Origin of the sequence: Pseudoalteromonas luteoviolacea, assembly GCF_001750165.1 — a bacterium.
GTDB lineage: Bacteria > Pseudomonadota > Gammaproteobacteria > Enterobacterales > Alteromonadaceae > Pseudoalteromonas > Pseudoalteromonas luteoviolacea_G.
On the sequence record NZ_CP015411.1, the window covers coordinates 4,022,884 to 4,049,749 of the forward strand.

25 protein-coding genes and 7 tRNA genes are annotated in these 26,866 nt (G+C 42.3%); 11 read left to right on the forward strand and 21 right to left on the reverse strand.

Going from position 1 to position 26,866, the window contains the following annotated elements; translation table 11 throughout:
* The first annotated feature begins 10 nt into the window (after window positions 1–10).
* Window positions 11–1,741, forward strand: coding sequence for a HEAT repeat domain-containing protein (locus S4054249_RS17150; RefSeq protein WP_046357893.1), 1,731 nt, complete (start codon window positions 11–13; stop codon window positions 1,739–1,741).
* A gap of 225 nt (window positions 1,742–1,966) precedes the next feature.
* Here the strand turns inward: S4054249_RS17150 and S4054249_RS17155 are convergent.
* From S4054249_RS17155 to dnaQ, 9 genes are all read right to left on the reverse strand, one after another.
* A tRNA-Asp gene (locus S4054249_RS17155) sits at window positions 1,967–2,043 on the reverse strand.
* A 33-nt stretch (window positions 2,044–2,076) separates the two neighbouring features.
* Window positions 2,077–2,153, reverse strand: a tRNA-Asp gene (locus tag S4054249_RS17160).
* A 25-nt stretch (window positions 2,154–2,178) separates the two neighbouring features.
* A tRNA-Asp gene (locus tag S4054249_RS17165) sits at window positions 2,179–2,255 on the reverse strand.
* Between the two features lie 49 nt (window positions 2,256–2,304).
* A tRNA-Asp gene (locus S4054249_RS17170) sits at window positions 2,305–2,381 on the reverse strand.
* 29 nt (window positions 2,382–2,410) lie between these two features.
* Window positions 2,411–2,487: transfer RNA gene (locus S4054249_RS17175), tRNA-Asp, on the reverse strand.
* Window positions 2,488–2,515: 28 nt separating this feature from the next.
* Window positions 2,516–2,592 (reverse strand) — tRNA-Asp (locus S4054249_RS17180).
* Between the two features lie 26 nt (window positions 2,593–2,618).
* A tRNA-Asp gene (locus S4054249_RS17185) sits at window positions 2,619–2,695 on the reverse strand.
* Between the two features lie 225 nt (window positions 2,696–2,920).
* Complete coding sequence (locus S4054249_RS17190) at window positions 2,921–4,291, reverse strand: TIGR03503 family protein (protein WP_046354360.1); 1,371 nt, start codon at window positions 4,289–4,291, stop codon at window positions 2,921–2,923.
* A gap of 13 nt (window positions 4,292–4,304) precedes the next feature.
* Window positions 4,305–5,015: a DNA polymerase III subunit epsilon gene (dnaQ, locus tag S4054249_RS17195; RefSeq protein WP_046354359.1), complete on the reverse strand. Its 711-nt coding sequence runs from the start codon at window positions 5,013–5,015 to the stop codon at window positions 4,305–4,307.
* A 68-nt stretch (window positions 5,016–5,083) separates the two neighbouring features.
* On the opposite strand from dnaQ, the gene rnhA reads away from it, so the two are divergent.
* Window positions 5,084–5,548 carry a ribonuclease HI gene (rnhA, locus tag S4054249_RS17200; RefSeq protein ID WP_046354358.1) on the forward strand — a complete coding sequence of 155 codons (465 nt, stop codon included), beginning with the start codon at window positions 5,084–5,086 and terminating at the stop codon, window positions 5,546–5,548.
* Here the strand turns inward: rnhA and S4054249_RS17205 are convergent.
* A complete protein-coding gene (locus S4054249_RS17205; protein WP_046354357.1) occupies window positions 5,545–6,309 on the reverse strand; it encodes a class I SAM-dependent methyltransferase in 765 nt (254 codons plus the stop codon). The two genes, rnhA and S4054249_RS17205, sit on opposite strands and share 4 nt — an antisense overlap.
* A 52-nt stretch (window positions 6,310–6,361) precedes the next feature.
* Here S4054249_RS17205 and gloB point away from each other — a divergent pair, with 52 nt between their 5' ends.
* Both gloB and S4054249_RS17215 read left to right on the forward strand, forming a co-directional pair.
* Complete coding sequence (gene gloB, locus S4054249_RS17210) at window positions 6,362–7,129, forward strand: hydroxyacylglutathione hydrolase (protein WP_046354356.1); 768 nt, start codon at window positions 6,362–6,364, stop codon at window positions 7,127–7,129.
* A gap of 198 nt (window positions 7,130–7,327) precedes the next feature.
* A complete protein-coding gene (locus tag S4054249_RS17215; protein ID WP_046354355.1) occupies window positions 7,328–8,887 on the forward strand; it encodes a lytic transglycosylase in 1,560 nt (519 codons plus the stop codon).
* A gap of 38 nt (window positions 8,888–8,925) precedes the next feature.
* Here the strand turns inward: S4054249_RS17215 and S4054249_RS17220 are convergent, their stop codons facing one another.
* The 3 genes from S4054249_RS17220 to S4054249_RS17230 are packed head-to-tail and all read right to left on the reverse strand — an operon-like array spanning window position 8,926 to window position 10,427.
* Window positions 8,926–9,369 carry a flavodoxin gene (locus S4054249_RS17220; RefSeq protein ID WP_046354354.1) on the reverse strand — a complete coding sequence of 148 codons (444 nt, stop codon included), beginning with the start codon at window positions 9,367–9,369 and terminating at the stop codon, window positions 8,926–8,928.
* Window positions 9,369–10,103 carry a tRNA pseudouridine(65) synthase TruC gene (truC, locus tag S4054249_RS17225; RefSeq protein WP_046354353.1) on the reverse strand — a complete coding sequence of 245 codons (735 nt, stop codon included), beginning with the start codon at window positions 10,101–10,103 and terminating at the stop codon, window positions 9,369–9,371. Before truC ends, S4054249_RS17220 begins: the two co-directional genes overlap by 1 nt.
* A gap of 6 nt (window positions 10,104–10,109) precedes the next feature.
* Window positions 10,110–10,427, reverse strand: coding sequence for a YqcC family protein (locus S4054249_RS17230; RefSeq protein WP_046354352.1), 318 nt, complete (start codon window positions 10,425–10,427; stop codon window positions 10,110–10,112).
* A gap of 160 nt (window positions 10,428–10,587) precedes the next feature.
* On the opposite strand from S4054249_RS17230, the gene S4054249_RS17235 reads away from it, so the two are divergent.
* Together S4054249_RS17235 and S4054249_RS17240 are read left to right on the forward strand one after the other, a co-directional pair.
* Window positions 10,588–11,613 (forward strand): DUF3549 family protein, encoded by a 1,026-nt coding sequence (locus S4054249_RS17235; RefSeq protein ID WP_046354351.1) that lies wholly within the window; start codon window positions 10,588–10,590, stop codon window positions 11,611–11,613.
* A complete protein-coding gene (locus S4054249_RS17240) occupies window positions 11,614–11,919 on the forward strand; it encodes a DUF3301 domain-containing protein (protein ID WP_046354350.1) in 306 nt (101 codons plus the stop codon). It begins immediately after the preceding gene.
* A gap of 1,209 nt (window positions 11,920–13,128) precedes the next feature.
* Here S4054249_RS17240 and S4054249_RS17245 read toward each other — a convergent pair.
* Window positions 13,129–13,794: a GNAT family N-acetyltransferase gene (locus S4054249_RS17245; RefSeq protein ID WP_046358540.1), complete on the reverse strand. Its 666-nt coding sequence runs from the start codon at window positions 13,792–13,794 to the stop codon at window positions 13,129–13,131.
* Between the two features lie 129 nt (window positions 13,795–13,923).
* Between S4054249_RS17245 and S4054249_RS17250 the strand changes: the two genes are divergently transcribed.
* From S4054249_RS17250 to S4054249_RS17260, 3 genes are all read left to right on the forward strand, one after another.
* The gene (locus S4054249_RS17250; protein WP_046358539.1) at window positions 13,924–14,151 is read left to right on the forward strand and encodes a DUF2789 domain-containing protein; all 228 of its coding nucleotides are present in this window, start codon (window positions 13,924–13,926) and stop codon (window positions 14,149–14,151) included.
* A gap of 67 nt (window positions 14,152–14,218) precedes the next feature.
* Window positions 14,219–14,479: a hypothetical protein gene (locus tag S4054249_RS17255; RefSeq protein WP_046358538.1), complete on the forward strand. Its 261-nt coding sequence runs from the start codon at window positions 14,219–14,221 to the stop codon at window positions 14,477–14,479.
* Between the two features lie 4 nt (window positions 14,480–14,483).
* The gene (locus S4054249_RS17260; RefSeq protein WP_046358537.1) at window positions 14,484–15,257 is read left to right on the forward strand and encodes a Zn-ribbon-containing protein; all 774 of its coding nucleotides are present in this window, start codon (window positions 14,484–14,486) and stop codon (window positions 15,255–15,257) included.
* On the opposite strand, the gene syd is transcribed toward S4054249_RS17260, so the two are convergent.
* Complete coding sequence (syd, locus tag S4054249_RS17265; protein ID WP_046358536.1) at window positions 15,251–15,799, reverse strand: SecY-interacting protein; 549 nt, start codon at window positions 15,797–15,799, stop codon at window positions 15,251–15,253. The genes S4054249_RS17260 and syd overlap by 7 nt on opposite strands.
* Window positions 15,800–15,859: 60 nt before the next feature.
* Here syd and queF point away from each other — a divergent pair, with 60 nt between their 5' ends.
* Complete coding sequence (queF, locus tag S4054249_RS17270; RefSeq protein ID WP_046358535.1) at window positions 15,860–16,705, forward strand: NADPH-dependent 7-cyano-7-deazaguanine reductase QueF; 846 nt, start codon at window positions 15,860–15,862, stop codon at window positions 16,703–16,705.
* 35 nt (window positions 16,706–16,740) lie between these two features.
* Here queF and S4054249_RS17275 read toward each other — a convergent pair whose 3' ends face one another.
* The 4 genes from S4054249_RS17275 to S4054249_RS17290 are packed head-to-tail and all read right to left on the reverse strand — an operon-like array spanning window position 16,741 to window position 23,879.
* Window positions 16,741–17,616, reverse strand: a complete 876-nt coding sequence (locus tag S4054249_RS17275; RefSeq protein ID WP_046358545.1) for a peptidylprolyl isomerase — start codon at window positions 17,614–17,616, stop codon at window positions 16,741–16,743.
* A 4-nt stretch (window positions 17,617–17,620) separates the two neighbouring features.
* Window positions 17,621–18,439 carry a transporter substrate-binding domain-containing protein gene (locus S4054249_RS17280; RefSeq protein WP_046358534.1) on the reverse strand — a complete coding sequence of 273 codons (819 nt, stop codon included), beginning with the start codon at window positions 18,437–18,439 and terminating at the stop codon, window positions 17,621–17,623.
* Window positions 18,439–22,158, reverse strand: coding sequence for a translocation/assembly module TamB domain-containing protein (locus S4054249_RS17285; RefSeq protein ID WP_046358533.1), 3,720 nt, complete (start codon window positions 22,156–22,158; stop codon window positions 18,439–18,441). The genes S4054249_RS17280 and S4054249_RS17285 overlap by 1 nt, the downstream gene beginning before the upstream one ends.
* Complete coding sequence (locus S4054249_RS17290) at window positions 22,158–23,879, reverse strand: autotransporter assembly complex protein TamA (RefSeq protein ID WP_052961185.1); 1,722 nt, start codon at window positions 23,877–23,879, stop codon at window positions 22,158–22,160. The genes S4054249_RS17285 and S4054249_RS17290 overlap by 1 nt, the downstream gene beginning before the upstream one ends.
* Before the next feature lie 169 nt (window positions 23,880–24,048).
* Between S4054249_RS17290 and S4054249_RS17295 the strand changes: the two genes are divergently transcribed.
* On the forward strand, window positions 24,049–24,381 hold the full coding sequence (locus S4054249_RS17295) for a ribonuclease E inhibitor RraB (RefSeq protein WP_046358532.1): 333 nt from the start codon (window positions 24,049–24,051) through the stop codon (window positions 24,379–24,381).
* A 52-nt stretch (window positions 24,382–24,433) separates the two neighbouring features.
* Here the strand turns inward: S4054249_RS17295 and S4054249_RS17300 are convergent, their stop codons facing one another.
* Complete coding sequence (locus tag S4054249_RS17300; RefSeq protein ID WP_046358531.1) at window positions 24,434–26,185, reverse strand: DEAD/DEAH box helicase; 1,752 nt, start codon at window positions 26,183–26,185, stop codon at window positions 24,434–24,436.
* A gap of 332 nt (window positions 26,186–26,517) precedes the next feature.
* Window positions 26,518–26,823 (reverse strand): H-NS histone family protein, encoded by a 306-nt coding sequence (locus tag S4054249_RS17305; protein WP_046358530.1) that lies wholly within the window; start codon window positions 26,821–26,823, stop codon window positions 26,518–26,520.
* Between the last annotated feature and the right edge of the window lie 43 nt (window positions 26,824–26,866).

The following is a 26,866-nucleotide window of genomic DNA, read 5'->3' on the forward strand; positions in this document are numbered from 1 at the left end:
CGAGTAAAGTATGAATCGGGTTACTCCATTATTACTTTGCACATTAACGCTGCCTTTTGGCAGTGTTAATGCCAGCCAAGAGTGTGCACGCTGGGGCAAATTTTCAACGCATGCAAATACAAAAATGACCACTCTAAATGCACCGAGCCAAAACAAACTCTCTGTTTATGGTGACTTGGTATACCGACCTTTACTGAAAACGGATAAACATTACTGGCTGGGTTTACAATTATCTTCCGCTGAATTGCAGCTTGATAATACGCCTATTCAAGCTCTCTACTATGGTGTGCCATTTGCAGTAAAAATCGCATCATCAGGTGATATTTTAGACTATCACTTTGCAGCCAAACTCAAGCCCGAAGATGAAAAAAAGTTGATGGCAATCTATCAGCTGTTTCATGTTGAGCACTTAAAGAAGCTCGATTTGAATGCTCCAAAAATTCTAGAAGAAAGTGATAATTTAGGCCGTTACCGAGTCCAATACCAAGCTCTAGCTAACCGAGCAATTCAAAAGCAAAAACTAAACTATACATTAACGACCCAAGGCACTCAGTTATTTTCCTTCAAAAAGCCGGAAATAAAGCAAGACTTATTTACTTTAAACATCACAGATTGCTGGGTAAGTGAATTACAGGGGTACAATAATACCTCGGTAGAGAGCGCAAAAGGTGACATTAATATCGACGTTTATCAAACGATTCGATATACGCAAAAGCAACAACCTATTGCAGCGAACATCGCATTGATGTCGTTACCACTTTCGCCATTAAAGTGGCCACAATTACCCCAAAGCAGTGTCTACCCAAAACCAAAGCCTGTGCCACTTGCTAGCGCAAAAAGCTTTACTAATTTATTGCTAAGCAAAGACTTACGAGCCCTATCAACAGAGGCGCTGTTACAACTTATTTATGATAATCAAATCCATTTAAATGCATTACACAGCCTGATCAAGCAAGGGATCTTCGAAGATAAACAGCTCAGTCGTTTATTGCTCATGATTGGTAAAAGTGATTTTACATATGCCCATCAGTTATTGACTGATCTTTACCTAGATACAGATCTCGATGCAAATCAACGCTTTCGCAGCCTTATGGCCTTGAAATACAGCGAGCAACCTTTATCTACAGAACTGATTGACTCTATTTACAGCCATATAGACAGTACAGAGCTGACCTCAAATGATGAAAAACTAGCACGTACTGCACTTATGGTATTGGGCGTTATAGCAAGTAACCAAACTGGCAGCGAGTTTGCTCAGTCACTGACCGCCTCGCTTGCAGATAGACTCGTGACCACTCGCGACGTTAAAAAGCAGGCAACTTTACTAACGGCATTGGGCAATAGCGCGGATGCGACACATCAAGAGAGCATTTCAAAGTTCTTGCGTAATGATGATGCAAAGCTTCGCGCGAAAGCCGCACAGGCATTAGGAAACATGCCAAATGAGATAAGCCTAGGCTATCTAGAAAAGTCCCTCAAAAATGAAGCTAATACCGATACACAACAAGCTTTACTATCGGCCATGGGAAACAATCAACTTTCCGAACGCCAAGTAGACACAGTTATTGAGTTTGCACAAAAGCGACAAAGCAATACCGTACGAGTTGCAGCCATCAATGCAGCCGCAAAGCAAATGACCCACAATCAAGAGATAAAAGAGAAACTTCAACCGTTACTCAAACAAGAACGCGACCAACAAGTACTCAGAGCGCTTATGAGCGCTATTCACGGCAATAACTAGTCAGTAAGGGGCATGGACGCCCTTTTAAACCACTCACCCTTAGAAGCCCACCAGATGCCCATATTCTAACTCAGCTAGATTGGCAGTTCATACATTCAGATTCAATAAATGATGAAATAAATAGAAAGCAAGCAGATTTAAAGCTAATAAAAAAAAGATTAAAGAGAAAGTATATTTAAGAAGAGTTTATATCTGAAAGAGGAAATTGTGCTTAGTAAGCACAAATGGCGGAGTGGACGGGACTCGAACCCGCGACCCCCGGCGTGACAGGCCGGTATTCTAACCAACTGAACTACCACTCCGCAGTGGTATGCATATGTTCTTAAGATATCAAATGGCGGAGTGGACGGGACTCGAACCCGCGACCCCCGGCGTGACAGGCCGGTATTCTAACCAACTGAACTACCACTCCGCAGAGATATCTTTTTTACGCTAAATGGCGGAGTGGACGGGACTCGAACCCGCGACCCCCGGCGTGACAGGCCGGTATTCTAACCAACTGAACTACCACTCCGCAGTAAGCGTATTGTCATATTTTTTTGCTAAAACACTAAAAAGCCAAATGGCGGAGTGGACGGGACTCGAACCCGCGACCCCCGGCGTGACAGGCCGGTATTCTAACCAACTGAACTACCACTCCAAGTGATTTAGCTTGCTTCTTTAAATAAATGGCGGAGTGGACGGGACTCGAACCCGCGACCCCCGGCGTGACAGGCCGGTATTCTAACCAACTGAACTACCACTCCAAAGAAGCAATGCACATATGTAAGCGGTTGGCGGAGTGGACGGGACTCGAACCCGCGACCCCCGGCGTGACAGGCCGGTATTCTAACCAACTGAACTACCACTCCAGCTTACATCGCGATACAAAATTAAATGGCGGAGTGGACGGGACTCGAACCCGCGACCCCCGGCGTGACAGGCCGGTATTCTAACCAACTGAACTACCACTCCGCGATAACTTTGTATCTCACTGACAAGGTGTGCTCCCTGACAGCGGCGTGAATAATACGAATGACCCCTTTCAGAGTCAACTATTTTTTTGAAAAAAACTGAATTTTTAGCGATAAACTCGGTTACACGATGAAAATTACATCACCTTGTATAGAACTCAAACAAAAATAACCCCGATATAAGTTATCGCTCTCTCACCTATTGTGGCCACAGAGCTAAAAAAGGTTATAGCTTGTCATCAGACATGGATAAATTTAGTACATCCCCAGAGTCAGTATCCCCAGCTTCGGCACTCTTTTCCTCCCCGACTACCAGTTCATCATCCTCTGCTTTCGATTTTTTCTTCAAAAATGGCAATGAAGTGGGTAATGGAATAGAAAACTTAAGCGGTTTGTTTTGCACAAACACCCTAATGACTAACCAGCCGAGCAACAATACTAATAGATTACCCGCAATGACTATCGTAACGATTAACGCAGTGCTCATTTCAGGCTCAACCGGCTCAGGCGGCTCTAGTAATTCGGCAGGTGTTATGGGTTTAGTTAATTCAGGTACCTTTTCAATCGGGCGCTCTATCTCGAAGTTATAATCAGGTATCGATGCCATAAATTCGCGACCGTTGATATTTTCACCAAATGCCGATAGCTGGACACTGTATCGCCCCCAATCATAATTTTTAATTTGCAGTTGTCGATAAAAGCGCTCGCCTTCATTGAGCGTAAACAACTGCTCTTCACCGTTAGGGTAAAGGATCTTTCCCTGTAAAATCACCGTCTCTGGCTTGACGATTTCGCGGTTGAGTTTGATCAACAACTCATGTTCAAACTCTTCATCGTCTGCCAATTGCAATTCAAAACTAAATGGTGGCTCGGCTATAATGATGGGATCTTTAACCACTCGCCTTTTTAAGATCGGGGTTTCAATGTAAAATTCGGGCTGCCATTCACCCGCAGGGAAAACAAGCCTAAACTCCCCTGTAAATATGCCATCAAGTGGTCGCTCATCAAAGTCTCGACCATCATCTTTAAACTCAGTCACACTTTGTGTGCCCGCACCAAAATTCGCATATTGCTCATTGTTAGTGCTGACAAACTCGACATACAAAGTGACTACATCTCTGAAGTAACCAACATCAATCGGCTTTCCATCATTAGTAACCCGGCCGTTAACCTTCAACATTTCACCGCGAAAGAGTAGTGGCGGTAAAGGATCTACAGCCAGCTCAATTTCACCCAATACCATAACTCGGCTATCTTGTAGGATCTGCCCGAGTACTTGCCAAGGCCCAGGCATTGGCTTATCTATAATAATGAGGTCATAACTGATTTCATCAAACCACTCTAGGCCTTCGTCTTTAACAGAGTGAATAGAGTAGATTTTACTGCCATCAGGCCTCACTAGTACCACGGCTGGTGCGCCGGGAGCTCGGAAAAATAATAATGTAATTTTATCAACGTTGTGGTCAATGCGAAATCGATTGTCTAGCAGCGGAATTTCATTTGATACCCCATCACGCTCTAAAATCGTAATGTCTGGTGTTTCACAACAAGCTAGCCAGCTTATAAACGTAAACAACACTGCTAAGCAAATGCGCATTTATTTTACCTCGTTATTGTTGCCATAGACTTTGTCCACATGCCTTATTGACTATTTCCATTCTTTCTTGGTGTGCGAGTTCTTCATCTTCACTCGCATGGATCACACGTAGTTTTGGCCTATCAGCAGACAATCGCCTTATCCCACTCGTATCACCATGTTGCTGCCCCTCAAGCTGCTGAGCCAGATTTAGCTTTTTCTGACCCCCTGTCATAGCCAAGTAAACGTCTGATAAAATCTCGGAATCCAGCAGTGCGCCGTGCAGCGTACGTTTCGAATTGTCAATATCATAACGACGGCACAGCGCGTCGAGACTGTTCTTTTGACCTGGATGCAAACCACGGGCCATAACTAACGTATCAAGTACTTCACACACGTCATTGGTCGTTGGGAAGCCCTGATTAAGCATCGCAAATTCATGGTCCATAAAGCCAACGTCGAACGGCGCATTATGGATAACCAGTTCAGCACCTTCAATATAGTCTAGAAACTCCTGCGCAACGTGATGAAAGTATGGCTTACCACGCAAAAACTCGTTGGTAATACCATGTACATCAATGGCTTCTTCTTCAATATCTCGTTGTGGATTTATATACACATGAAAGTTATTCCCAGTAAGGCGTCGATTAACTAACTCCACACACCCTATTTCAATGATTCTGTGACCGGCTTTGGGATCAATACCGGTGGTCTCTGTATCGAGTACTACTTGTCTTTTTTGCATACCGTTGGCTGCCTAACTTTGCTATGGTTAGCGTCTATCTGCCCATTCTACATAAAACAGGCGAATTCGTGCAAAAAACAGTAGAAATTTATACCGATGGCTCTTGTCTTGGCAATCCAGGGCCTGGAGGCTATGGTGTGTACTTAAGCTATCAAGGTCATGAAAAACAATTAAGTCAAGGCTACCAATTAACGACAAATAACAGAATGGAAATGTTAGCCGCTATTGTCGCACTTGAGACGCTAAAGCGTCCTTGCCAAGTTGTGCTCTATACAGATAGCCAATATGTTAAACAAGGCATTGAATCTTGGCTTGTTAACTGGAAAAAGCGTAACTGGCAGACGGCAGCTAAACAACCTGTGAAGAATGTTGATTTGTGGCAACGATTAGATGAAGCATGCCAACGCCATGACATCCAATGGCGTTGGGTTAAAGGTCATGCTGGTAATAAATACAACGAGCTTGTTGATGATTTAGCTCGAGACGCAGCCTCACAAGATAATTTGCTTGAAGACACCGGATATAACCCTTAATCATTCCCACCGACTTTCTGCTGGCTGCGACTGTGCTTTAATCTTGCACCTTTAACAGCTGGCGTCCATTTTGGCCTCGCATGCCATTTAGGCTTAATCGGCGTCAGCGGCGCGACGCGTTTACGCGCAACAAGCATATAAACACTCCCCATAGGCTTCAAATAATGTCGGCAAAACCGGCGCCATGGTGCAAATCTAGATAACCGAGACCCTCTCGCTAAAGAAGCATGAATAAAACGTTCATCAGCAATGATTTCGAAACCGAGTAGATTTAACCAATCTTTCACACGAGCAGGCGTAAAAAATCGCCCAGACCAAGGCAGCTTTTCGCCGCTAAACGGCAACGTATGCGCAAGCCCGCATAAACTAAATGGATTGAACCCAGTAATAGCAATATATCCACCAGGAATTAATGTGCGATGCGCTTCGCGTAAAATGTGATGAGGATCTGAGTGATATTCCAGACATTGAGACAAGATGCACGCATCAACACTGTGTTCGTAAAAAGGAAGTTCATCAATCTCAGCTATCACCCCTGCATGAGGACCACTTGAAGAAATACAAACTTGATGATCAATGAGGCTTTCAGAGGTATCCAATTGACCGCTGAGACACCCCAATTTAAGCATGTGATAACCAAACATACGTGGAAGCCATCGCGCCATACGTCGTTCGATGCCGGCTTTTAAATATTCTCCATGAGGAAAGTCCTGCCAAGACTGTGGTTTAGGCCCTTGCCGAAAACTTAATGCTGGTTTCATCCCGTACGCTCGTTATACTTACTGACACCTTCACTTTATAGAGCAATGAGTTATGGTGCAAGTTGAACCGATAAAGGCATTTAACGATAACTATATCTGGGCCATATGCAGTCAACATGAACAGCAAACCTGGGTGGTCGATCCTGGTCAAAGCCAGCCAGTATTCACATTTTTAAAAGCACACAACCGTACATTATCTGGCATACTTATCACCCACCACCACTGGGATCATACGGATGGCGTCGCCGAATTGCTATTACAGTTTCCTGATATTCCCGTTTATGGTCCTAAAGATTCGAAATTTACAGGTATAACACACCCGCTCTCACATGATGACAATGTAACTATAGCAGGCATTGCGTTTAAGATCGTGGAAACACCTGGGCATACGCTTGATCATATTTGTTATATCGATGAACAGATAGCATTTACAGGTGATACCTTATTCAGCGGAGGATGCGGCAGGCTTTTTGAAGGCACTGCCAAGCAAATGTGGCACTCGCTAGAATCCCTAAAACAATTACCCAGTGCTTGTCAGATATACTGCACCCATGAATACACCTTGGCAAACCTTGCTTTTGCGCAAGCCGTAGAGCCTGAGAATCAAATCCTTTCCGAGCATATAGCATGGTGCCAACAGCAGCGAGAAAAAGACTTACCTACCCTACCCACTAGTATGGAAATAGAACGTGCAATCAATCCCTTTCTACGCACAGACCAAGCAAAAATTCTGGCGCATTTACCAGTTTATTTGCAAGAGCCGTCTGACCTAGACTGGCAAATATTATCCAAATTAAGGTTATGGAAAGATAACTTCTAATAAAGTACGTACCACAGTACCTGAACCGCTGTGGTTTCGGGTGCATATGACATGTTTAGTATATTTCATGCATCAACACAGATTTAGCCTGTATTGTTGAAATTTTCTAAACACCGTAAAGAAGAAAAATGCGATAACTTCCCAATTAACTCAGATAAAGGTAGAATCGTCGAGTTTTTGCCCGACAAAAAGAGATTTATGAAAAAGCCACTGCTGATAATTGCAATTTTGAGTTTAATCACAGGCTGTGAATTAACATCAACGCAACCCCAAGAAACTGAAGTACAAGACCACGCAAGCCCTGCTCAAATTAGTGATGTACTCTCTCATGCCATTCAAGAACCAATTGAAGCAGATGAGCCGCCACCCGTGTTTGATGATGTATGGGAACGGATCCGTTATCAGCTATCAATTCCAGTCCCGCAAAATCGTCCCGTGGTGACGGAAAGAAATTATTATCAGCGCCACCAGTCTTATTTAGATCGTATCTCTAAACGCGCAGAGCCGTATTTGTACTTTATTGTCGAAGAAGTAGAAAAGCGTCAAATGCCAATTGAAATTGCATTGCTACCGATTGTTGAAAGTGCGTTCGATCCATTTGGTTACTCGCATCGCAGTGCCTCAGGTATTTGGCAATTTATGCCACAAACAGGTGAGCGTTTCGACCTTAAGCAAAATTGGTGGTATGACGGTAGACGTGACATTGTACAATCAACTCGCGCAGCATTAGACTATTTAACTTATTTGCATAAAACACTGGATGGTGATTGGTTAAACGCCATTGCAGCCTATAACTCAGGTGAAGGTCGAGTTATGCGTGCGATTAGAAAAAATCGCAAAAAGCACCTTCCTACAGATTTTTGGTCTTTAGACTTACCTAGAGAAACGACTGCCTATGTCCCGAAGCTCCTGGCGTTATCAGACCTATTGATGCGCCAAGAGGAGTTCAAAGTAACTTGGAACAAAATCATAAATGCGCAAGTTGTTGATACGGTTGAAGTCGGTACCCAAATTGATCTAGCACTTGCAGCCGATATGGCCGGAATCTCACTCACAGAACTTTATCGTTTAAATCCTGGGTTTAACCGCTGGGCAACGGACCCCAAAGGTCCACATAGTTTATTATTACCCACTGACAAAATCGCACAATTCAAGACAAAGCTCGCCAATACACCAATGCAAGAACGTTTACGCTGGCAATACTACACGGTTAATCGTGGAGACAGCCTGTCAGTGATTGCAAATAAGTTTGATACGAGTCCATCTGCTATTCAAACTCTAAATAAGCTCGACAGCCATATCATTCGTGTTGGTCAAAAACTACTGGTGCCATTAAGTGAAGGTGAGCTCAAAAGCGAGCACTTACCGACGTCAGTAAAACAAGCCGCCAATAGAACACAAAAAAATAAGCGCATACACACTGTAAAAAGTGGTGATACTTTATGGGATATTAGTAGAGAGCACGACGTCACCATTAAGCAGTTAGCCGCATGGAACAAGCTCAAAACCAGTGCTGTACTAAAACTTGGTCAAAATATCACCATTTATAAGTCTCAGCCAAAGGCAAAAACGGCGGGGCTCAAATCAACCGAACGAACGATTACATACAAGGTACGTAGAGGCGACTCACTGGCACGAATCGCATCTAAATTTAATGTGACCATTAAAGACATTATCAAGTGGAATAACATTGCAGGGCAAAAGTATTTACAACCAGGACAAAAACTTAAGCTCAAAGTGGATGTTAAACGCACATAACTAAAAAAGGCCTCGTCAGAGGCCTTTTTTAGTTGCTTTTATAGACCCGCTATCCACTTAGTCAGCCAAGGCTCTACCACCTCCCAAGGCTCAAAGTATTCACCTGCATCTACATCAAGTCGCGGCTGTATAAGATTGGCATTCAATTGCTGAACCAGCGCATCAATTTGACGTCCGGCACCACAGTAAGTATCACCATAACTGCGATCTCCTAGCGCCACAACTCCCACACTCTTATTAGTCAACATTGGCATTTGCGCCTGCATTTGAAGAAATAGCGGGTACAAATTATCAGGAATATCACCCTGCCCTGTTGTCGACGAGACAAACAAGGCATGTTCAGCCGATTTCACGTGCTCTAACGTTGCAGGCTCTGCTATTTCTACTTCATGTCCTTGGGCATTTAAATGGGTCTGTATTTGTTCAGCCAAATTTTCTGCATTTCCATAAACACTACCTACAAATAAGGTGATTGATGCCATTACTGATAATCCTTCTCCGTTGATGGCCAACCTAGCTGACGGCAAATGTCCAACATTTCCTCACCTAACTTGGCGCGAATTAATATTGATTCTTTAGTATAAGGATGGAGAAACTTTAGCTCAGTTGCAAATAACATCAGCCTTTGTAGGCCAAAATGATCACGGAAAAAATGATTATGCTTATTATCCCCATGATTTACATCACCTATTATGGGTGTGGATAAATGATTTAGATGTCTGCGGATCTGATGTTTTCGACCTGTTTTAGGAAAGCACTCTACCAGCGAATAACGAATACTTGGGTATTTACCAAATGGAATATCCAAACTTGCTTTATGCAAACATCTCACAAGAGTCTGCGCCTCTTGAGGGGCTTTATCTTGATCTGCAAATTTGTCTGCTATTTTATCCAATTGCTCCTTAAGCGGCTTATCTACAAAAATTTCGTCCTTGCTGTGGCCACGTACCAACGCAAGGTAGCGCTTTTGAATTGTGCCTTCAATGAATACTTGATTCATATCTCTGGCCGCTTCTGAGCTTAAAGCAAACAATAAGACCCCACTGGTTGGCCTGTCTAGACGATGCACAGGAAATACATGCTGCCCCAATTGATCTCTGAGCATCTGCATCGCAAATTGCGTTTCTCGCTTGTCTAAAAAGGAACGATGAACGAGTAAGCCTGATGGTTTATTAATAGCAACATACTGGTCGTCTTGATAAATAATTTCTAGCATACTTCACTACGCCCCACTTGAAATGAGCGTATCTATCTCACTTAAACACTTGAATAGAACTTGCTGATCAGGATGTTGTGCAAATGCCACATCACACATAGGCGCAATAGCAATGTTGGTCGGCAAAGGTACCCCCATTTCTATCATCGCCCTTATTTTTGGGATAAAGACAAATTGCAGCCATTGTTCAAATCGTAACGTATCACAGCAAAATGGCTGCACAGACGCCAAAGCTTGCTCGTCAACTGGCTCAGCTTGCCAAAGTTGAGATTGTTTTAATTGTACTTCTAATACAGCAAGATGCTGTAAAACCACTTGGCTCACTGTCACGCCTCTAATTGATAATCAAAGTGGCAGTATACCACTTGTGTCAATTAAGCACATTTTCAAAACAGATATTAGAGACCTATGTAGCTCGCGACTCTTACCCCCCACTTCAAATACCGTTATACTTGCACCCAATGTAATTTTTCGTGAGCAAACAATGACGACACATATTTCTACTTTAGGTGAACTTTTAACATCAGCTGGCACGCAGTGGCGCGTGTATGACATTGGTCGTCGCATCACGAAAATTGACAAAAAACAATTTGATCAAATCGAAAATACGCAGGTGCCTTATCCATACCCATTAGGCGGGCATGCAATGATGGCGATTCAGTTTTGGGATAATCAAGCGACATTGGATCCCTATGTCTGGTTTTTAAAATTTCCGCTTGATGAGCAAAGTAAGCTAAATATAGCCAGCAGAGATCATTTTGCCTTTATGGTCATTGAAGCGCTTGGCACGCAACTGACCGGCGAAGCTGCTCAAGGAAAGCTAGACAATAACCCTTATGTTTATACGCCTAACGCCAACAAGTTAGCGGCGTTCAACGCCTTGATGAAGTGTGAGTTAAAACGCCCAGCATCAAAGTACTATGAAACAGTAGAGCAATATTTTACTTCCCATGGACAAACTGATTGGCAAAGCCTCGCGCTGCAAGGCCTCGCTGATTACGCCTTGCGTTTAGCACATGCTCAAAACCAAGCAAACCTGATGGCTTTGTGGCCTACTTTGCCAGCGCAAGTACAAAGCCCGCTTGCAGCCATGCTTGAACATGTCAGTATCTCAACAGAGCTCACTGAGTTTTTGCAAACGCAATTACACATACATCTGACAACTGATAACTTAGCTGGCGCTATTAATAGCTTTAGAGCCATGTCTGGCAGTCATGGATTAGGACTGATCGCACAATCGGTTGATCAGCTGCTGGCATCAGAGCAAAGTTTAGAAGCCGATATTTTATTGACCATTGCTGGACGAGGTTGGGAAACACTCACCGATCCAGACAGGCTTTACAAATTCATGGACAAAGCGGCTCAAAACAGCCAAATAGAGGGCGTTTTTGAAAGTATTTTTGCCGACTTGGTTGCAATTCCTACGCTTCGTCCTCATGTATTAGGTTTACTGAGAGCGCAAAATCGCAGCGAAACATTATCAAGGGCAATTGGAAGGCTTTTTTCATAAATGATCACACTTTGGCTATTTATACTTATTTTTTCATCATGCGGCTTCTTTTGGTTCAGTCGGCAAATTGCTGAAGCGGCACGCGAACACGCAAAACAGCAGAGTGAAAAACTCAATGTGCAACTTTTAAGTGTCGCCTGCCAAAAACGTCGTTTAGGTGTATTGAAGAATGGCCAATTAGGTATAAAAAGTGAGTTCCTGTTTGAGTTTAGCTCAGACAGGGATAATGCCTACAAAGCGACACTTTATTTAGAAAACCAAACACTGGTAAAAATTGATGTTCCGCCACATAGAATCATAGATTAAGTGATTAAAGAAAAAATAACTTAAGAAAGTAATTTAATTAAGAATAGAAAACAGAAAAGAAACTAAGGCGCAACCCTGTTTGTCACGCCCCAATCCGACGATATCCCTTGAGGTATCCGCTACCTCTGCCTACAACATACAAGCAAGCCGCCAACTTTCATCATCCCCTGAACGGGTATACATCCAATCACACCCGATCCTCATCCATGCCTTCGTCCTACGTGTATCCTACACTCATTCCGCTTCGCATTGTCCTTGTGCGCTCCAAACTAGTCCTTTGGCACTTCCTGTGCCCGTACATCCTATGTATCGGTAATTAATATATTTCCTTAAATACCTTTTCCTTAGGCTGTCCTGTCCCTTTTTGACATATCCTATGTCTGCACATCCTGTGCGCTATCCTATGCCATCTTGGCTCCGCTTCGCCTAATCCTCGGCGCTCCTATCCTTTTTGACATTTCCTATGTCTGCACATCCTGTGCGCTGTCCTATGCCACCTTGGCTCCGCTTCGCCTAATCCTCGGCGCTCCTATCCTTTTTGACATTTCCTATGTCTGCACATCCTTTGCGCTGTCCTATGCCACCTTGGCTCCGCTTCGCCCAATCCTCGGCGCTCCTATCCTTTTTGACATTTCCTATGTCTGCACATCCTGTGCGCTGTCCTATGCCACCTTGGCTCCGCTTCGCCCAATCCTCGGCGCTCCTATCCTTTTTGACATTTCCTATGTCTGCACATCCTGTGCGCTGTCCTATGCCACCTTGGCTCCGCTTCGCCTAATCCTCGGCGCTCCTATCCTTTTTGACATTTCCTATGTCTGCACATCCTGTGCGCTGTCCTATGCCACCTTGGCTCCGCTTCGCCTAATCCTCGGCGCTCCTATCCTTTTTGACATTTCCTATGTCTGCACATCCTGTGCTCTATCCTAACCTCTTGGCTCCTCTTCACTTATTTCCTTAAGCGCTCCGAACATCCCGTGTATGAATCCGATACCATCCTAGTAGCAATATCTGCTGCTGCATCCCTTTATCCTTCAACACGACTAAGTTTAAGCGAATCAGTGCGAATAAATAGGAGATATTCTCAATTAATTTTCTTAAAAATCTTTGAAACAAACACAAAAACAAATTAAAAACAACAACTTAAAACAAAATCAGAGCTGTTACCACAAGATAGTTACTATGAATACGCACAACTATGTGAGAAAAATCTCACAGTACTTTTTCCAAATCGTCAGTACGCGCTTTAAACAACAAATCTCCAGATACCGAATTAAATGCTATTTCTTTCACAAGTTGATAGCCATGCGCCTCAAAAAAGTTCACCTGACTCCCTTGTGTTACAAATACCGCCATCCCGGACATGAAGTCATTCTCACAAACCAAAGAATCGAGCGCACTCAGTAAATAATGACCATAGCCTGAGCCTTGATAATGTGGATCAACGGCAATAAAAGACAAAAAGTAGTATTCACCCAAATCTCTCAAATGTTCTTTAATAATACGTTCCTTTTCAATAATTTGCTGTGTCTGTAACACACCAGCCCCCATCATCAATGTCAGTCGCCAATGCCAACCAAAGCTTTTATCTATTTCACAATGAGACGCAAATGCACAAGCCACTGCCACCAAATTTTCCTCTGTGTATATCCCCAAGATTGGTTGCCCAGATTTACCAAACCGGGTTAACTCTTGCCTAACCAAGGCCCTTAGCTTGGCATCAAATTTATTTTGATTTGGCTCATTAAGAATATGCACTAATAACGGATCTCCTCTATAAGCTTGAAATAATAAACTTGCAGCGACATGGATATCTTCTGGCTCGATAAATTTGACTGTAATTGAAGGGGCTACAAATTGCTCTTCTGTATTAGACATAATCTTCCCTTGTTACTCACACACGCTAATTAAGTAAAAAATTATTGTTTGTTTAGACTTTTTATTTGATGAATAAACAACCAGCAACTTTACTATAGTTGTAGACTTTTCCATCTTCAACGGGGTCATATGGATAATAGTTACCACTCTCTAAACGCGTTATTCGCTCAATTAGGATTAGACAATAGTGATGAACATATCTCACAGTTCATTGATAAAAATAAGCTACCAAGTAACACCTTGATAGTAGACGCCCCTTTTTGGAATCAAGGGCAAAAGCATTTTATCGAAGAGTCGTTACGAGAAGATGCTGATTGGAGCGAGGTTATCGATACTCTGGATACCTTGTTACGATAAGCTTGCCTTGTCGTTGGGGTGACAGCTTAAAAGTGATAAACTAAGTTTTATTTTTTGGTCAATTACTATGCATCCAGCAGCTCAACAAGCCATCAGCACTCTACTCGCTGAAGGAAAAACCCCTACGGTAGCAACCATCAAAACCAAACTGGCCGAGCCACTTCCTATGCCGACGATTATTGCCGCGTTAGCTACTTACAAAAGTAATCCAGAGACAATTAAAAATACAGCTGAGCAAAGCCAACTTTCACCTGCTCAGCCACAAAGCCAGTTAGACAGGATAGAAGCAAAACTAGATAAACTCTTGGCACTTTTGGAAGATAAGTAACACTATGTTCGTTGTAGATTTAACCTTTGACTGCTACCAAGACACTACTCTCGAAAAAGCTGAACAAGCAATCAATCGTCTTGTCAATGCACTGCGTTTTAACGGCCAAATTATTGGTGATGAATTCCCGACTGTACTTAAAGATGGCTTCTTTATCACACGTGTAATGTGTCCACTTGAAGACTCTCTTCACCCACTGCATCATAGTCCATTCGTAAAACATGCGATTGAGCAGCTTCAGCAAGCAGGATTATTGGCACCAAAAGTCAAAGTCATTGGCCAAGACATTCACGCTAATGGCGCAGATCAATGCCAAGCCCCGTCGTGTTATATTCTCTACACGACCTATGTACACACATGCAGCCCTCTTTACTGTGGTGATGATTTTCAGCCAGTACCACTTTACAACATCCCTGCTATCGCCAATGGCGACTATAAAGCACTCATCAAATGGCAAGAGGATTGGCAAGCATGTGATCAGATACAGATCAATGGTGCGACCCGCTGTGAGTTTGCAGCGTTAGAAGAAATCACCAGCTTATCTAGTGATTTATCACGCAGAGGGCTCGATTTATCAAAACGCATTCGTTATCTAACTGAAAAACCAGTCTACTACTATTTATATCGAGTTGGCGGAGAAAGCTTAGAAGCCGAAAAACAAAGAAAATGCCCAAATTGCGGTGGCAATTGGGCACTGAGTGAACCTTGGTTTGGTCTATTTGATTTTAAGTGCGATAGCTGTCAATTGGTCTCAAATATTTCTTGGGATTTTCAGTGATCAAAGCTTAAGTTAGCTAAAAACGACTCTATGTCCTTAGCCAATACATGATGTGTTGGCTTTCCAACATACTCCAAGCACACTTCACCACTATTAAGCTTTACTGAAATCAACAAATCATCCCTATCGGTCAAGCCAATGAAAACCGTATCATCTTGCTTGAGACGTCGCTTCATTAATACATGACCTGTAATATTCTGTTGTAAATTCACAAAATCATCGTCATTCCAAACTTGTAACAATTCAATGTCATTACCATCGAACTTCGCTTGAATATTTCCGGCATATACCGATCCATAATAGGCATGTAATGCAGGTGGAAACGTCACATCTAGCGCCCTTGCTAGATCTTCAAGCCCCTGCTGAGGTTGTCGTACCATCGCTTGCCACTGAATGTTACCAGCATCATCTGCATCACCGACTTCACATGCACTTGGGTAATCCGGATCATGTGGGATCATAGGTCGATGCCCATGTTGCTGCTCTGTTGCAGCAGCATACTGCTGATGTATTGTTTCCATCAAAGTTGTCAAAGAAGCCATACTGCCATTCTCATTTTAATTCGCTATAATTCGGGCCATTGTAACCACTATTGGTGAAACATGACAGATTACAACAACGCACCTGAACTTCAGGCTTCAATACTTGGTAAAACTACCGAATATGCATCTGCGTACGATGCCTCTTTATTACATCCTATCGCACGCAAACTAAATCGTGACCAAATTGCTGTGGATGAGCAGGCATTGCCATTTAAAGGTGAAGATACTTGGACTGGCTATGAGCTGTCTTGGCTCAACAGCAAAGGCAAACCACAAGTTGCAGTCGCTACTTTTGTTTTTCCATGCCAAAGCTCTCATATTATCGAGTCGAAATCATTTAAACTGTACTTAAACAGCTTTAATCAGACACGATTTGAGTCCATCGATGATGTGCATAAGCACCTCATAGAGGACTTGTCTAGCGCAGCTAACTGCAACGTCACAGTCACTTTATTTGGTCCTGATGAGTACAATTGTCTGCCATTTACTCAGCTACCTGGTCAATGCATAGATGATTTAGATGTGGACATTGATACTTATAGCCCTGAGGATGGAATTCTTAAGCACACCAGTGATAACCAAGTCTCTGAAACCCTGTATAGCCACTTGTTGAAATCAAACTGCCTCATCACTTCTCAGCCGGACTGGGCCAGTATTGTGATCCGATACGAAGGAAAACAAGTTTGCAGAGCATCTTTACTCAAGTACCTCATTTCTTTTCGCGACCACAATGAGTTTCATGAACAATGTGTTGAGCGCATCTACTGCGATCTTCAACGCGCACTTCAACCTATCAAACTAGAGGTGTACGCCCGATATACTCGTCGAGGAGGATTGGATATCAACCCTTATCGTTCTAGTGAGCAAAATACGACAGGGTTTAACGTACGCGTAAACAGACAATAATCAAAAAGTGCCGCATTGCGGCACTTGCTTTCAATTTAGCTTTTTCTTCTTGTCGGTACTGTTATTGCGCATACATCCACGTAATTAGGCGTAAACTTAAACCAAGGTTCAGGACGATTCGTTCTCGCAGCCACCAGCTCTTCAAACTCAGCTGAATTCGTTTGTAAATACTCAAACACACTTTGATCTTGAGTGGCAACATCACTCAATATATCTACCCTTTTGATAGGGTTGTATGGCTTTCCTTCCACAGGGGTACGCTGCAACTGTTGCACATGTTGCATGCCTTCTAAAACGCGACCAAAAACGGTAATATTGCGATCTAAGTAGCGCTGGGGTGAAAGCGTTATATAAAACTCTGTACCACCACTGTTTATTTCATTCCCACGTGCCATTGCAAACGTGCCTGTACAATGGGTCATCCAAGTTTTTGTACCACCATAATTTTGACCCACAGCAAAGCCATTCAAAAACCCTGTGCGAATAGCATATCCATCCGAGCCATCTAACGCCGTAATAGCTAATTTTTTATCTGTTTTATGGGATAGCTCCGCATTGATACGTTTTTGCGCTTTGACTGGCATCTTACTGCCCGTTGGATCACCTCCCTGCGCAACAAATCCCTCTACGAAGCGATATACATTGAGCCCTTCATAAAACTTTTCTTGTGCCAGCAACTTAATATTCTTAGTGTGATGCGGTGCAAGTTGAGCATTGAGTTCAACGTACACATAACCCGTTTCCAGCTCAATTCGGAGTACATTTTGATTATCAATTGTTTGCCATACTTCACTAGGCGCTGTGTTAATAATTTCCGCAGGAGCACGCACAGGTATGCGTGGCTCATCTGCTTGCTGCATACAGCCAGTCAGGAATACAACCGTACTTAATATAATCAAACTCGTTTTTATCATTTTATTTTTTATACCATAACTTTGGGTTATCTAAAGGTGCACTCGGTGGTAAACGACGATTTTTAAGCTCAATAAGCGTGCGCTGTTTAAGTGATAAATCGTCAATTAACTTTGCAAAGTGAAGAGAAAATAATTTCTCGAATTGACCATCTTTTAACGCTTTACCCAAGCCACTTTGTAACGCTAAATGCAGCTCGCTGTTTGCTTTATCAACAAAAAAGTAAACTGCCGATGGGTAGTAAAGTAACAGCTGTTGTTCAGCAAAGGTTTTATACCCTTTTAGAATATCGGGCAATTCCAATACGCTAATTGGTATCGCGTCAAAGCGCTCTGATCTAAGCATATTCAGCGCACCAGATAATGTGTGGAATGCGTTTACAGATAGCTTATTATCAACAAAAATATCGTGGTCAGGCCAATCATGTCTTAGCCCATAATGAAATGACTGCAACTGAGAAATATGGCTTAAATTAGAAAAACGGCGTTGTTGTGACTCATTAATGAGTAAAATACGATAACCCAATAACCCTTTTACGATTGGGAAACGAATAGCTCGCGCCATATTCTCCCTTTCAAAACTGGTTACTGACCAAAATATGTCAATCCCATTTTCTTTGCCTAATAATCGAATAGCGCGGCTTTGAGTAGGAATGTTCTTTATATATTCTAACTTATACGGTTCTTTTTGATAAGAAAGTGCCAACTCTATTAATTCTAAAACATAAGGGTGAGCCCCATACGTTACCCTTACATACTTCGTATCTGCTGCAAAAGTTGTGCAACAAAACAATGCAACGAGCAAATAGCTCAAATAACGCATTAATCACCCCAATCAAACTTGTACAACAGGTCAATACTATCATATAGACCACTAGTCGCTTCTATGTAAAGCTTTGAAAATATTCGATAACGTACAGCTATTTCACTCAGAGAAGCAAATACACCAACTCGATAGCTGACTTGTACGCTCGGTGTAATGTAACCCGAAAGCTCCACTTGTGTATCACCACCACTTCCTTTTGCAGCCAAATTAATATCTCTTAATCCTAACTTTTTTCCAGCTTTTGTAAACAGTCCTTTACTTTTATCGATTCCCTTTGCAAGTAAAAACTGTGCCAATAATGTATTGTTTGAACCGTCATTAGATCCGAGTGGTTCACCATTAAGCAGGTATTCTATCGCCTGTGCTTGATCCATTGCGGGCTCTGAAAATATCGTTAAGTGCGGTGATGCAACACTGCCGGTAGCCATCACGCCGGCAATGACATCATTGGCTGTTGTATCAGGGTTGCGAATAGCTCGAATGTTTAAATAAGGTTTATCTGGTGCCCCATTGAAACCAAGCTGCCCTTGTTCAATTATCAGATCCTGCCCAAACGCCGTATACCTCCCTTCTAATAAAGAAACTTCTCCCCCCATTAATAAGGCATTACCAGGTTGACGCTCAATATCTAATGCCCCCGTTAAATAAGCATCTAGCCCAAGCGCTGTAATTCGCACATCATCAAGTAACTTAATGTCAATATCCGCTTGGTAATCGATAAACCTCCCCTCATCTTTTGCTGTTATTTCATCAACAATAATTTGATCATCACTGACTAATATTGCATCTTCAGGCAATGTATCTAAGGTGAACCGTGCAAAAGGGATAAGTGCTTCGCCACTTATATCTAGTAAGTGTTTGTTGTAATTGATATTTAAATCTGGAGAGAGAGCAATTTGCACCCCAGACATTGGTCTCAACAAAAGTCCACTGCCCTTCAAATTCGCATCAATGTGTACATCCGATTGCCAATTAATATTACCACTCAGCTGAGCATGGCCCTGTTGAGGTGTCTTAAAGTTCCCCATGACGTTAACTTGCTGGTCAAAAAAATCGGCTGAAAGATTTAAATTGGAGACCTGAATCGGCAAATAACTGGACAGGGCACTTACTTCTCGAGCTTTCAAATAGCCAGAAAAAGTAGGGCTATGTAAGTTACCAAGAAAGTTTACTCGCCCATCAATTGCGCCTTTTATATCGATATCTGGCCATGAAAAGGACCGCGCATATGGGGTAAACTCATGTAAATGAACGCCATCAACTTGAATGTACCCTGAAGCTTGTTTCTCAAACTGCATATCCGCAAAAGACAGCTCTCCTTTAAACTGCCCTAATCTCTCAAATTCAATATGCCATTGTGTGTGTAACTGCTTATCACTGCCATTGGCTAAAACTTCAAGCCTATCAATATTCAACGCCCCTGCAGGCAACGACTCTCTCTGTGCAGCCGCTTGTTCTTTCGGTATGATAGAGACTTGTGCACCGTTCACCCAAAACTGACTGCTGAACGCTGCAATATCGCCTTGGCGCACACTTACTTTTGCATGACCATTAAGCTCTCCATCAACGCTTATACCATTGTCTATCCACTTTTGCGCACCAAGCAAAGAAATGCGGTCAAGACGTAATTCAGCATTGCCCTGCTGTTCATCCATACTGGCTTTGAGACATACTTGACCTTCATTAAGCCACCAACAATGATCTGCAATCGTAAATCGTGCTAAACCCACATTAAGCGAAACGGGTTCAGCTAACTTTCCACTAAGTACATCCAGCTTAAAAGCACTCTGTTTTATAAGTCCACGCCAGATATCATTATCAATTTGGCCCGACACGTTTGCAGACAGTGAACTGCTTGGAGCATCAAATACAAGTGCCGCTTCGTGATCAGTGCGATTGCCGTTGAGTTGAAAGCGCAACTGCGCATCATCAACCTGATCAAGGTCAACATCAGAAATATCTAATTTAACATGGCCTTGGTAATTATTTTTGCTATCTAAATGAGCGAGAAGATGACCTTGTTGCAACGAAAAGTCGGCAGAGTGAATTCGGTCCAATTTAAAGTCTAAATCGATAACCGGCTTTACTAAACTTCCCACAACTTTTACTTGGCCACCTAATTTTGCACTAACAGGGAGAACGTCATTTGCACTGTGATTTATGTCAGCTAGCATTGTCAAATCGACTTCTTCACCAAGCACACCTGCGACTGTAAATAAGCTTTTTCCATAGTGCACTTTCGCCTGCTTTAAAGTACCTATATATTGCTCATTCACTTCCCCTTTGAGTGAAACGTTTAACGGCAGATCCGCAATTTGGCCTTGCAGTTCTAGCTCATTAATATGCATCAGCCAATTATCATCGGTCGACGAAAACGCCACATCATAATCACCAGAAATCGTTGCGCTCTGCGTCAAGCCGAGATTAGGTAGAGGTAATTCAACTAACCTACCAAGTGCACTCGCCTGTATACCATTTTTCCATGAAATTTGACCAACTAACTCAGAAAATGCCTCCTCTACTGCAATGCGGCTGCGCTTTATATTTAACTGGGACAAACTCCCTGCCATGGATGCATCAACCGATATCGTACTCGCCTGTTCCAATAACTCCGGAGCATCTAAAGCGCCTGTCACCTGTGCATGGTAGTTGTTTAAGTTGCCACCGCTTGCGATAGTTAATTGAGCTAACTTGCCCACCTCCGCTATCGCCAAGTTAGATAATTGCGCCTCCAATTGATATGGCCAATTTATAGCTGTTGGTGATACCTGTAAATCCAACTTAGCATCCATGCTACCTGACACCCGACCATGTAGTAATAACTTGTCCATACTCCCTTTAAGGGCTATGACGGCAGCACCTTCAGGCATACCAAAACCCGCAACGCCATCAACATGATATGTACCCAAATGAACATCCAAGTCGATATAAGATGAAAAGTCTGGATGCGTAAGCTTAAATTGTTCAACTCGGACTAATTGGTGTTCAACACTCATAGCCAAACTCAGTTCGTTGAGCTCTATAGGCTGTTGTTCAGGCACTAAATAAATAAATTTCGACAACTGCACCTTATTTACATCAATATTTAGAGGCAAAAAGGTACGGGGCAGCGTTAAAGGTGCTATGTACTCTGGCACAATAAATTCACTATTCGCTGATACAGGTATCGGCTCAACTTTCACTGCCTGCGCACTCAGCAATGCCACATTAAGCTTGTCATTTTTACCCTGTGCCTTAAATTCAAAATCATTCACCGCCACGTTCATGCTGACGCTATCAAAATTGATTGTCTCAACTGACAACGCCTCAATGCCTATCAATATTGGTAATGACAGATAACTGTTTGTTTGTTCAAGGGCGCTTGAAGCGGTATTCTCTTCCTTTGCAGATGATGAGTCAGAGACTAATACCTTGATATTTTTACTTTTTAAACCTATACACAAGGTCGCACAGTCAAACCATTTCAATGTCAAACGCATGTCATTAATCGATATAGATAACCCCTGCGTCTGGTAGCTAATATTAACAAGCCCACCAGATAACAACCTGCCAGATTCGAGCACAATATGTAATTCAGGAACCCAGTTGTTTACAAATGATATCATCACTCGATTGCCCAAATGCGTTTTTAACAGCAGCACAAATAGCATGGCAATACTAACCAACAGCGCAACCCACCTGCGTTTTAATCTGGAAATAAGATGTAACTGGTTCACTATATTTCTGGTCCTATCACGATACTCAAGCGTGTACTTTTACTGGGCTTGCTCAGCCCCCAAGCATGATCTACACGAACAGGGCCAAATGGCGTAAGATACCTAAACCCAAACCCAGCACCCACAGACCACTTTTCCTCAAAATCATTAGTCGCCGTGCCTGCATCAACGAATATAGCTGCACGCCAATTTGGGAGAAATTGATAATTATATTCAGCGCTGGCTGCTACTAAGTATTTAGCGCCTAGCCGCTCTCCTTGAGGCCCCCTTGGCGAAATCGATTGGAATGCAAAGCCTCTTATACTTTGATCACCACCTGCAAAAAATCGCATATTAAGCGGCGTTTTATCAAACTCTTTTGCAACCAGTGCGCCAAGCTCTGCTCTCAATAAAGCCAAGTGACGCGCTTTATACGTCCTAAGCCAAGCCTGTTTCCAATGTATTTTAGCTAATGACGTTGATGAAATAACACTCTCATGTGCAACCTCCAACGTAAGCAACTGCTCACTTCCCCATGAGGGAGTCATTCCCCCTTTACTCCGTTTTCGCGCATAACTTACACCGGGTAATAGCATTTCGGTGTCAAGTAGCAATCCTGTTTGTTCACTTTTTTCATGCTCACGTTTTAAAAAGGCGGTTCTCACCCATCCACTTTCAAATACCCGCTGACGCTGTAACTGGACATTCCACGTGGTGAGCTTCACGCCCTCCGTCAAGTCATCTTGTAATTGATAGCCGCTAAGTACACGCCAGAGATCATCATTGGGATCTCCTACTGGAATTGTGTAGGCGCCAGTTATATCTTGTTTGCGTTCAGATAGATTCAGGTCCGTTTCAAATGAATGTCCGAATTGATTCACCCAAGGTTTTTTCCACTTAAGCCTAAATTTTGCATCTAGTTCGGTACTGTAACCACCACCAATTTCAAAACTGTTAGCTGGCTTATCCGTCACGTCGACTCGAACAGGTACCTTGCCCAATTGCCGTTCTTTTAACAAAGGGTAAACAGTCACGTTGGCAAAGTAAGGCGTTTCATTCAATGCAATACTGTAATCGCTCAATTTTTTTGCATCATAATTCGTATTCTGATCAAATGTCGCAAGCTCAACAATAAAGCGTGTCGCTTTTGAGCCCCCTGATAATTTTAGCTCTCCAAATTTATATCTTGGACCCGACTCAAGGTATAGCTTTGCCGCTGCGTGCTTCGAAGTTTGATTCACCTCTAATCGACTTTTTTGCCATGTAAAATCAAAGTACCCCCGTTCCAGCAAAGTACTTTCTATTTGGCTTTTTGCTGAACTATAAGCATCATGACGGAGCACACCACCTACTTTAATGGGTAACGATTTTAAAAGTCTTTGTAATACTTGATCATGATTGGCGTCTCCTTGGATACGAACATCGATAGTATGCCATTTAAAAGCAGGCGCTAACTCAACATGTACTTTTAACTGCTGTGAATGACTAGAGAACTCAATATCAATGCTAAATTCATAATACCCCAAGGCTTGAAGCGCTAAACGAACATCAGCAGCCATCGCCTTTTCTTGACGATGGGAGAAGACCTTGCTTTGATATTTTTTTAAATACAACGCGATATTTTCATCGACTTGCTCATTTTCAGAATACACCTCAATGGCTTCTATATGCTGCGATTCACTCGCGTTTACTGGGTGAGTCGAGGCGAGAAGGATAATCAAACAAAGAATAATACGTGGCACACAAACCCTTTTAATTTAACTTTCAATACGCGGTGGTCAAATTAAACACCACAAGGTGTTCAAACTATCACAGGCAATCCTATTTTCTCGACAAAAATTTACCAATGGTGCTTTTTATTTCAGCTAGGATAACGGACAATAAGCACAATTTTACTAATTGAGTGATGATATGCAATTTCCAAATGATGACAATGGTCAGCTGTTATCTGAGATCGCAGCCGCTGGTGTCGATCTATCACAAATGCAAAAAATTGATTTTTATATATTATTTGAGCAAAAGGACAATGCTGAGCGGTTCATTGATGCCATAAGTAAAGATGAGTTGGCACCACAAACCAAGTTGGGAAAATGTCCTGATACAGGTGTTTGGGAAGTCTTAACCACTGTGACAATGGTGCCTGCACATGAATTACTTAACCAAACTGAGCAATATTTAGAGGCGATCGCAAACGGACACGAGGGCTATGGCGATGGCTGGGGCCTGATGGCTGAAGAAGAGTAAGTTTTTTCAAGTCGCAGCCTATTCATGCTGCGACTCACTACCTATTTACCTATTAACTTTTGTCCGCAACCCTATACCCGCCTTTATAATCAAAAATCTTTTCAACTATTTGCCACCCATATTTTTTATGCTGTTTGGCGATAACAAAATCGGGCGCATTCAATTTTGCGATATCGACCTCATTTACACTATGCCATTGACCTACTTGCCCTGCTGATTTAAGCCGCTTTGCAAAGTTTTTATGGAAATAAAATTTACTACCTTTATTACTAAAGTCATAAACTTCACTGGCTTCTGCTCCATCTTCATCAAAATATGTAACTTTGAGTACTTCTGATTTAATCACTTCAGATGTCATGCCGCAACAACGCAAAACTAGTGCATTCTTTAAGTTCAGTGCATCACGGAGCTTATCATCAGGATCAGCCATCACTTCTCCGCAGCTTAAACACTGCCGAGCTGCAATGTCATTCTCTGCGCCGCAGTGATCACACTCTTTAAATCTGAATCGATAGTCACACTGTACAGATTCGCCTTCAGCTTCGTTTTCTAACACGCCTTGGCAACGCCTACCATAATGCTCTAAAAGCGCTCCCTGTTCATCCAGCTTGCCCCAAAATGTATTGGCAAAGCCACAACCAGGACATAGGACTTGTACCGGCTCGCTATCAGGGTTCGGTTTAATTGAACCGACCTCAGGGTGAAAAAGGTCAAACTCATTGCCCGCATAATCAATTACCAAGCAATCTTTTTTGCCTTTATCCAAGCGTAACCCTCGACCAACAATTTGTTGGTATAAGCTCACTGATTCCGTCGGTCTCAATATGGCAATAAAGTCGACATGTGGTGCATCAAACCCCGTTGTCAATACAGATACATTCACTAAAAATTTAATTTCCTTATTTTTAAATCGCAAAATAATGTTATCGCGCAGCTTGTTGTCAGTATCTCCAATCACCAACTCAGTTTCCTCACTTGGTAAATAGCGAACAATTTCTTTCGCATGTAATACCGTTGCAGCGAATATCATCACGCCCTGTCGAGATTGTGACTCGCTTAACACATGCTCAATAATACTTTTTGTGGCTCGTGTATGGGAGCTCAACAAACTATTCATGTCGCTTTCACTGAATCGCCCAAATCGATCCGGCTTTAATGCAGAAAAGTCGTAGTTATCTATTGCTGGATCAACTTGTTTAGGTGGGGTGAGATATTCATTGCGGATCATATAGCGAAGTGGTAATTCATATATACATTTATCAAATGGGCTGTCTTTTTCACCACGGACAAAGCCATGATAATGCTCATGATATATCCAACCTAAACCAAGTCGATACGGTGTAGCGGTCAACCCAAGTAGTTTAAGGTCAGTATTGAACTCTCTTAAGCGCTTTAGCACTTGCATATATTGGCTATCGTCTTCGCCACTAACACGGTGACACTCATCAATTATAACTAATGAGTAAAATGTATTTAGCAGCTCCAAATTTCGAGCTAAGGATTGCACAGATGCAAAAGTGACTTGTTGGTCTAACGCTTTTTTATTTAGGCCAGCTGAAAATATGCTCGCCGTGAGGCCGTAACTCTCATATTTCTGCGCATTTTGCTCGACGAGCTCTTTCACATGGGTAAGCACCAAAATTTTTCGTTTTGCCACTCTCGCTAACTCTGCAATAACGAGACTTTTTCCTGCTCCTGTTGGTAGTACTATCACCGCTGGTTTACTACTTTTCCTGAAATGAGTAATGGTGTTTTCAACAGCTTCTTTTTGGTAGGGCCTAAGCGTATAAATAACGCACCTCATGTAACATCTCAACGAAAACCCAAGTATATCATCCTTCTTATTTTAGTGACCACGCACATTGAGGTATAGATAGTAATGAGTTTATATACACACAAACTTAAATACCTAAAAAAGGTACTTGTCAGTATACTTGTTATTGAAATAGGTAAATAAATTAAATGCTAGAAAAGAAAGTTTTCAAATAACGAACAAGGTATTCAAAAAAAGTAAACTTTGAACATGAATAGGTGAGGCTTGTCTTTAAATTAAAAACAGGTGAGATATCTGACTACCTCACCTGCTAAAACGAATAGTTCCTTTCGATTTAGATATTGATTAAAAATATTTTATAATTATATCTTATAATCATCTAAATTTACATTTGCAAACGCTTTAGGTGTTTTACCACGCCCGGTCCACTCATGTACTTTACCATCGATTTCAATTCGATATTTTGGACTGACTTTGCTGCGCTTGTCCGTAGCACCAGAACCAACTAAGTCATCTAGCGTTAATCCCTTTTCTTTTAATAGCGCTAGTACTTCCTCCTTCGCTTCCGCTTGCTCCTGTTGTTGGGCAATTGCTTCTTGAAGTAATTCATGTGCTTTAGTTAGGTCGCTGAAGCTAGCATTTTTAATAAAAGATTTTATTTCACGCATTAGATTTCTCTCACAAAGTGTTGATTACAATTTTCATTGAAGT

Excerpts from the sequence above, each read along its gene's own strand:
- S4054249_RS17300 (WP_046358531.1), bottom strand. The coding sequence starts at position 26,185 with ATGAGGTGCGTTATTTATACGCTTAGGCCCTACCAAAAAGAAGCTGTT.
- S4054249_RS17215 (WP_046354355.1), top strand. The coding sequence starts at position 7,328 with ATGAAAAAGCCACTGCTGATAATTGCAATTTTGAGTTTAATCACAGGC.
- queF (WP_046358535.1), top strand. The coding sequence starts at position 15,860 with ATGACAGATTACAACAACGCACCTGAACTTCAGGCTTCAATACTTGGT.
- S4054249_RS17255 (WP_046358538.1), top strand. The coding sequence starts at position 14,219 with ATGCATCCAGCAGCTCAACAAGCCATCAGCACTCTACTCGCTGAAGGA.
- truC (WP_046354353.1), bottom strand. The coding sequence starts at position 10,103 with ATGCTAGAAATTATTTATCAAGACGACCAGTATGTTGCTATTAATAAA.
- syd (WP_046358536.1), bottom strand. The coding sequence starts at position 15,799 with ATGGCTTCTTTGACAACTTTGATGGAAACAATACATCAGCAGTATGCT.
- S4054249_RS17205 (WP_046354357.1), bottom strand. The coding sequence starts at position 6,309 with ATGAAACCAGCATTAAGTTTTCGGCAAGGGCCTAAACCACAGTCTTGG.
- S4054249_RS17250 (WP_046358539.1), top strand. The coding sequence starts at position 13,924 with ATGGATAATAGTTACCACTCTCTAAACGCGTTATTCGCTCAATTAGGA.
- gloB (WP_046354356.1), top strand. The coding sequence starts at position 6,362 with ATGGTGCAAGTTGAACCGATAAAGGCATTTAACGATAACTATATCTGG.
- S4054249_RS17220 (WP_046354354.1), bottom strand. The coding sequence starts at position 9,369 with ATGGCATCAATCACCTTATTTGTAGGTAGTGTTTATGGAAATGCAGAA.
- S4054249_RS17240 (WP_046354350.1), top strand. The coding sequence starts at position 11,614 with ATGATCACACTTTGGCTATTTATACTTATTTTTTCATCATGCGGCTTC.
- S4054249_RS17280 (WP_046358534.1), bottom strand. The coding sequence starts at position 18,439 with ATGCGTTATTTGAGCTATTTGCTCGTTGCATTGTTTTGTTGCACAACT.
- dnaQ (WP_046354359.1), bottom strand. The coding sequence starts at position 5,015 with ATGCAAAAAAGACAAGTAGTACTCGATACAGAGACCACCGGTATTGAT.
- S4054249_RS17260 (WP_046358537.1), top strand. The coding sequence starts at position 14,484 with ATGTTCGTTGTAGATTTAACCTTTGACTGCTACCAAGACACTACTCTC.
- S4054249_RS17245 (WP_046358540.1), bottom strand. The coding sequence starts at position 13,794 with ATGTCTAATACAGAAGAGCAATTTGTAGCCCCTTCAATTACAGTCAAA.
- S4054249_RS17150 (WP_046357893.1), top strand. The coding sequence starts at position 11 with ATGAATCGGGTTACTCCATTATTACTTTGCACATTAACGCTGCCTTTT.
- S4054249_RS17305 (WP_046358530.1), bottom strand. The coding sequence starts at position 26,823 with ATGCGTGAAATAAAATCTTTTATTAAAAATGCTAGCTTCAGCGACCTA.
- S4054249_RS17295 (WP_046358532.1), top strand. The coding sequence starts at position 24,049 with ATGCAATTTCCAAATGATGACAATGGTCAGCTGTTATCTGAGATCGCA.
- S4054249_RS17190 (WP_046354360.1), bottom strand. The coding sequence starts at position 4,291 with ATGCGCATTTGCTTAGCAGTGTTGTTTACGTTTATAAGCTGGCTAGCT.
- S4054249_RS17235 (WP_046354351.1), top strand. The coding sequence starts at position 10,588 with ATGACGACACATATTTCTACTTTAGGTGAACTTTTAACATCAGCTGGC.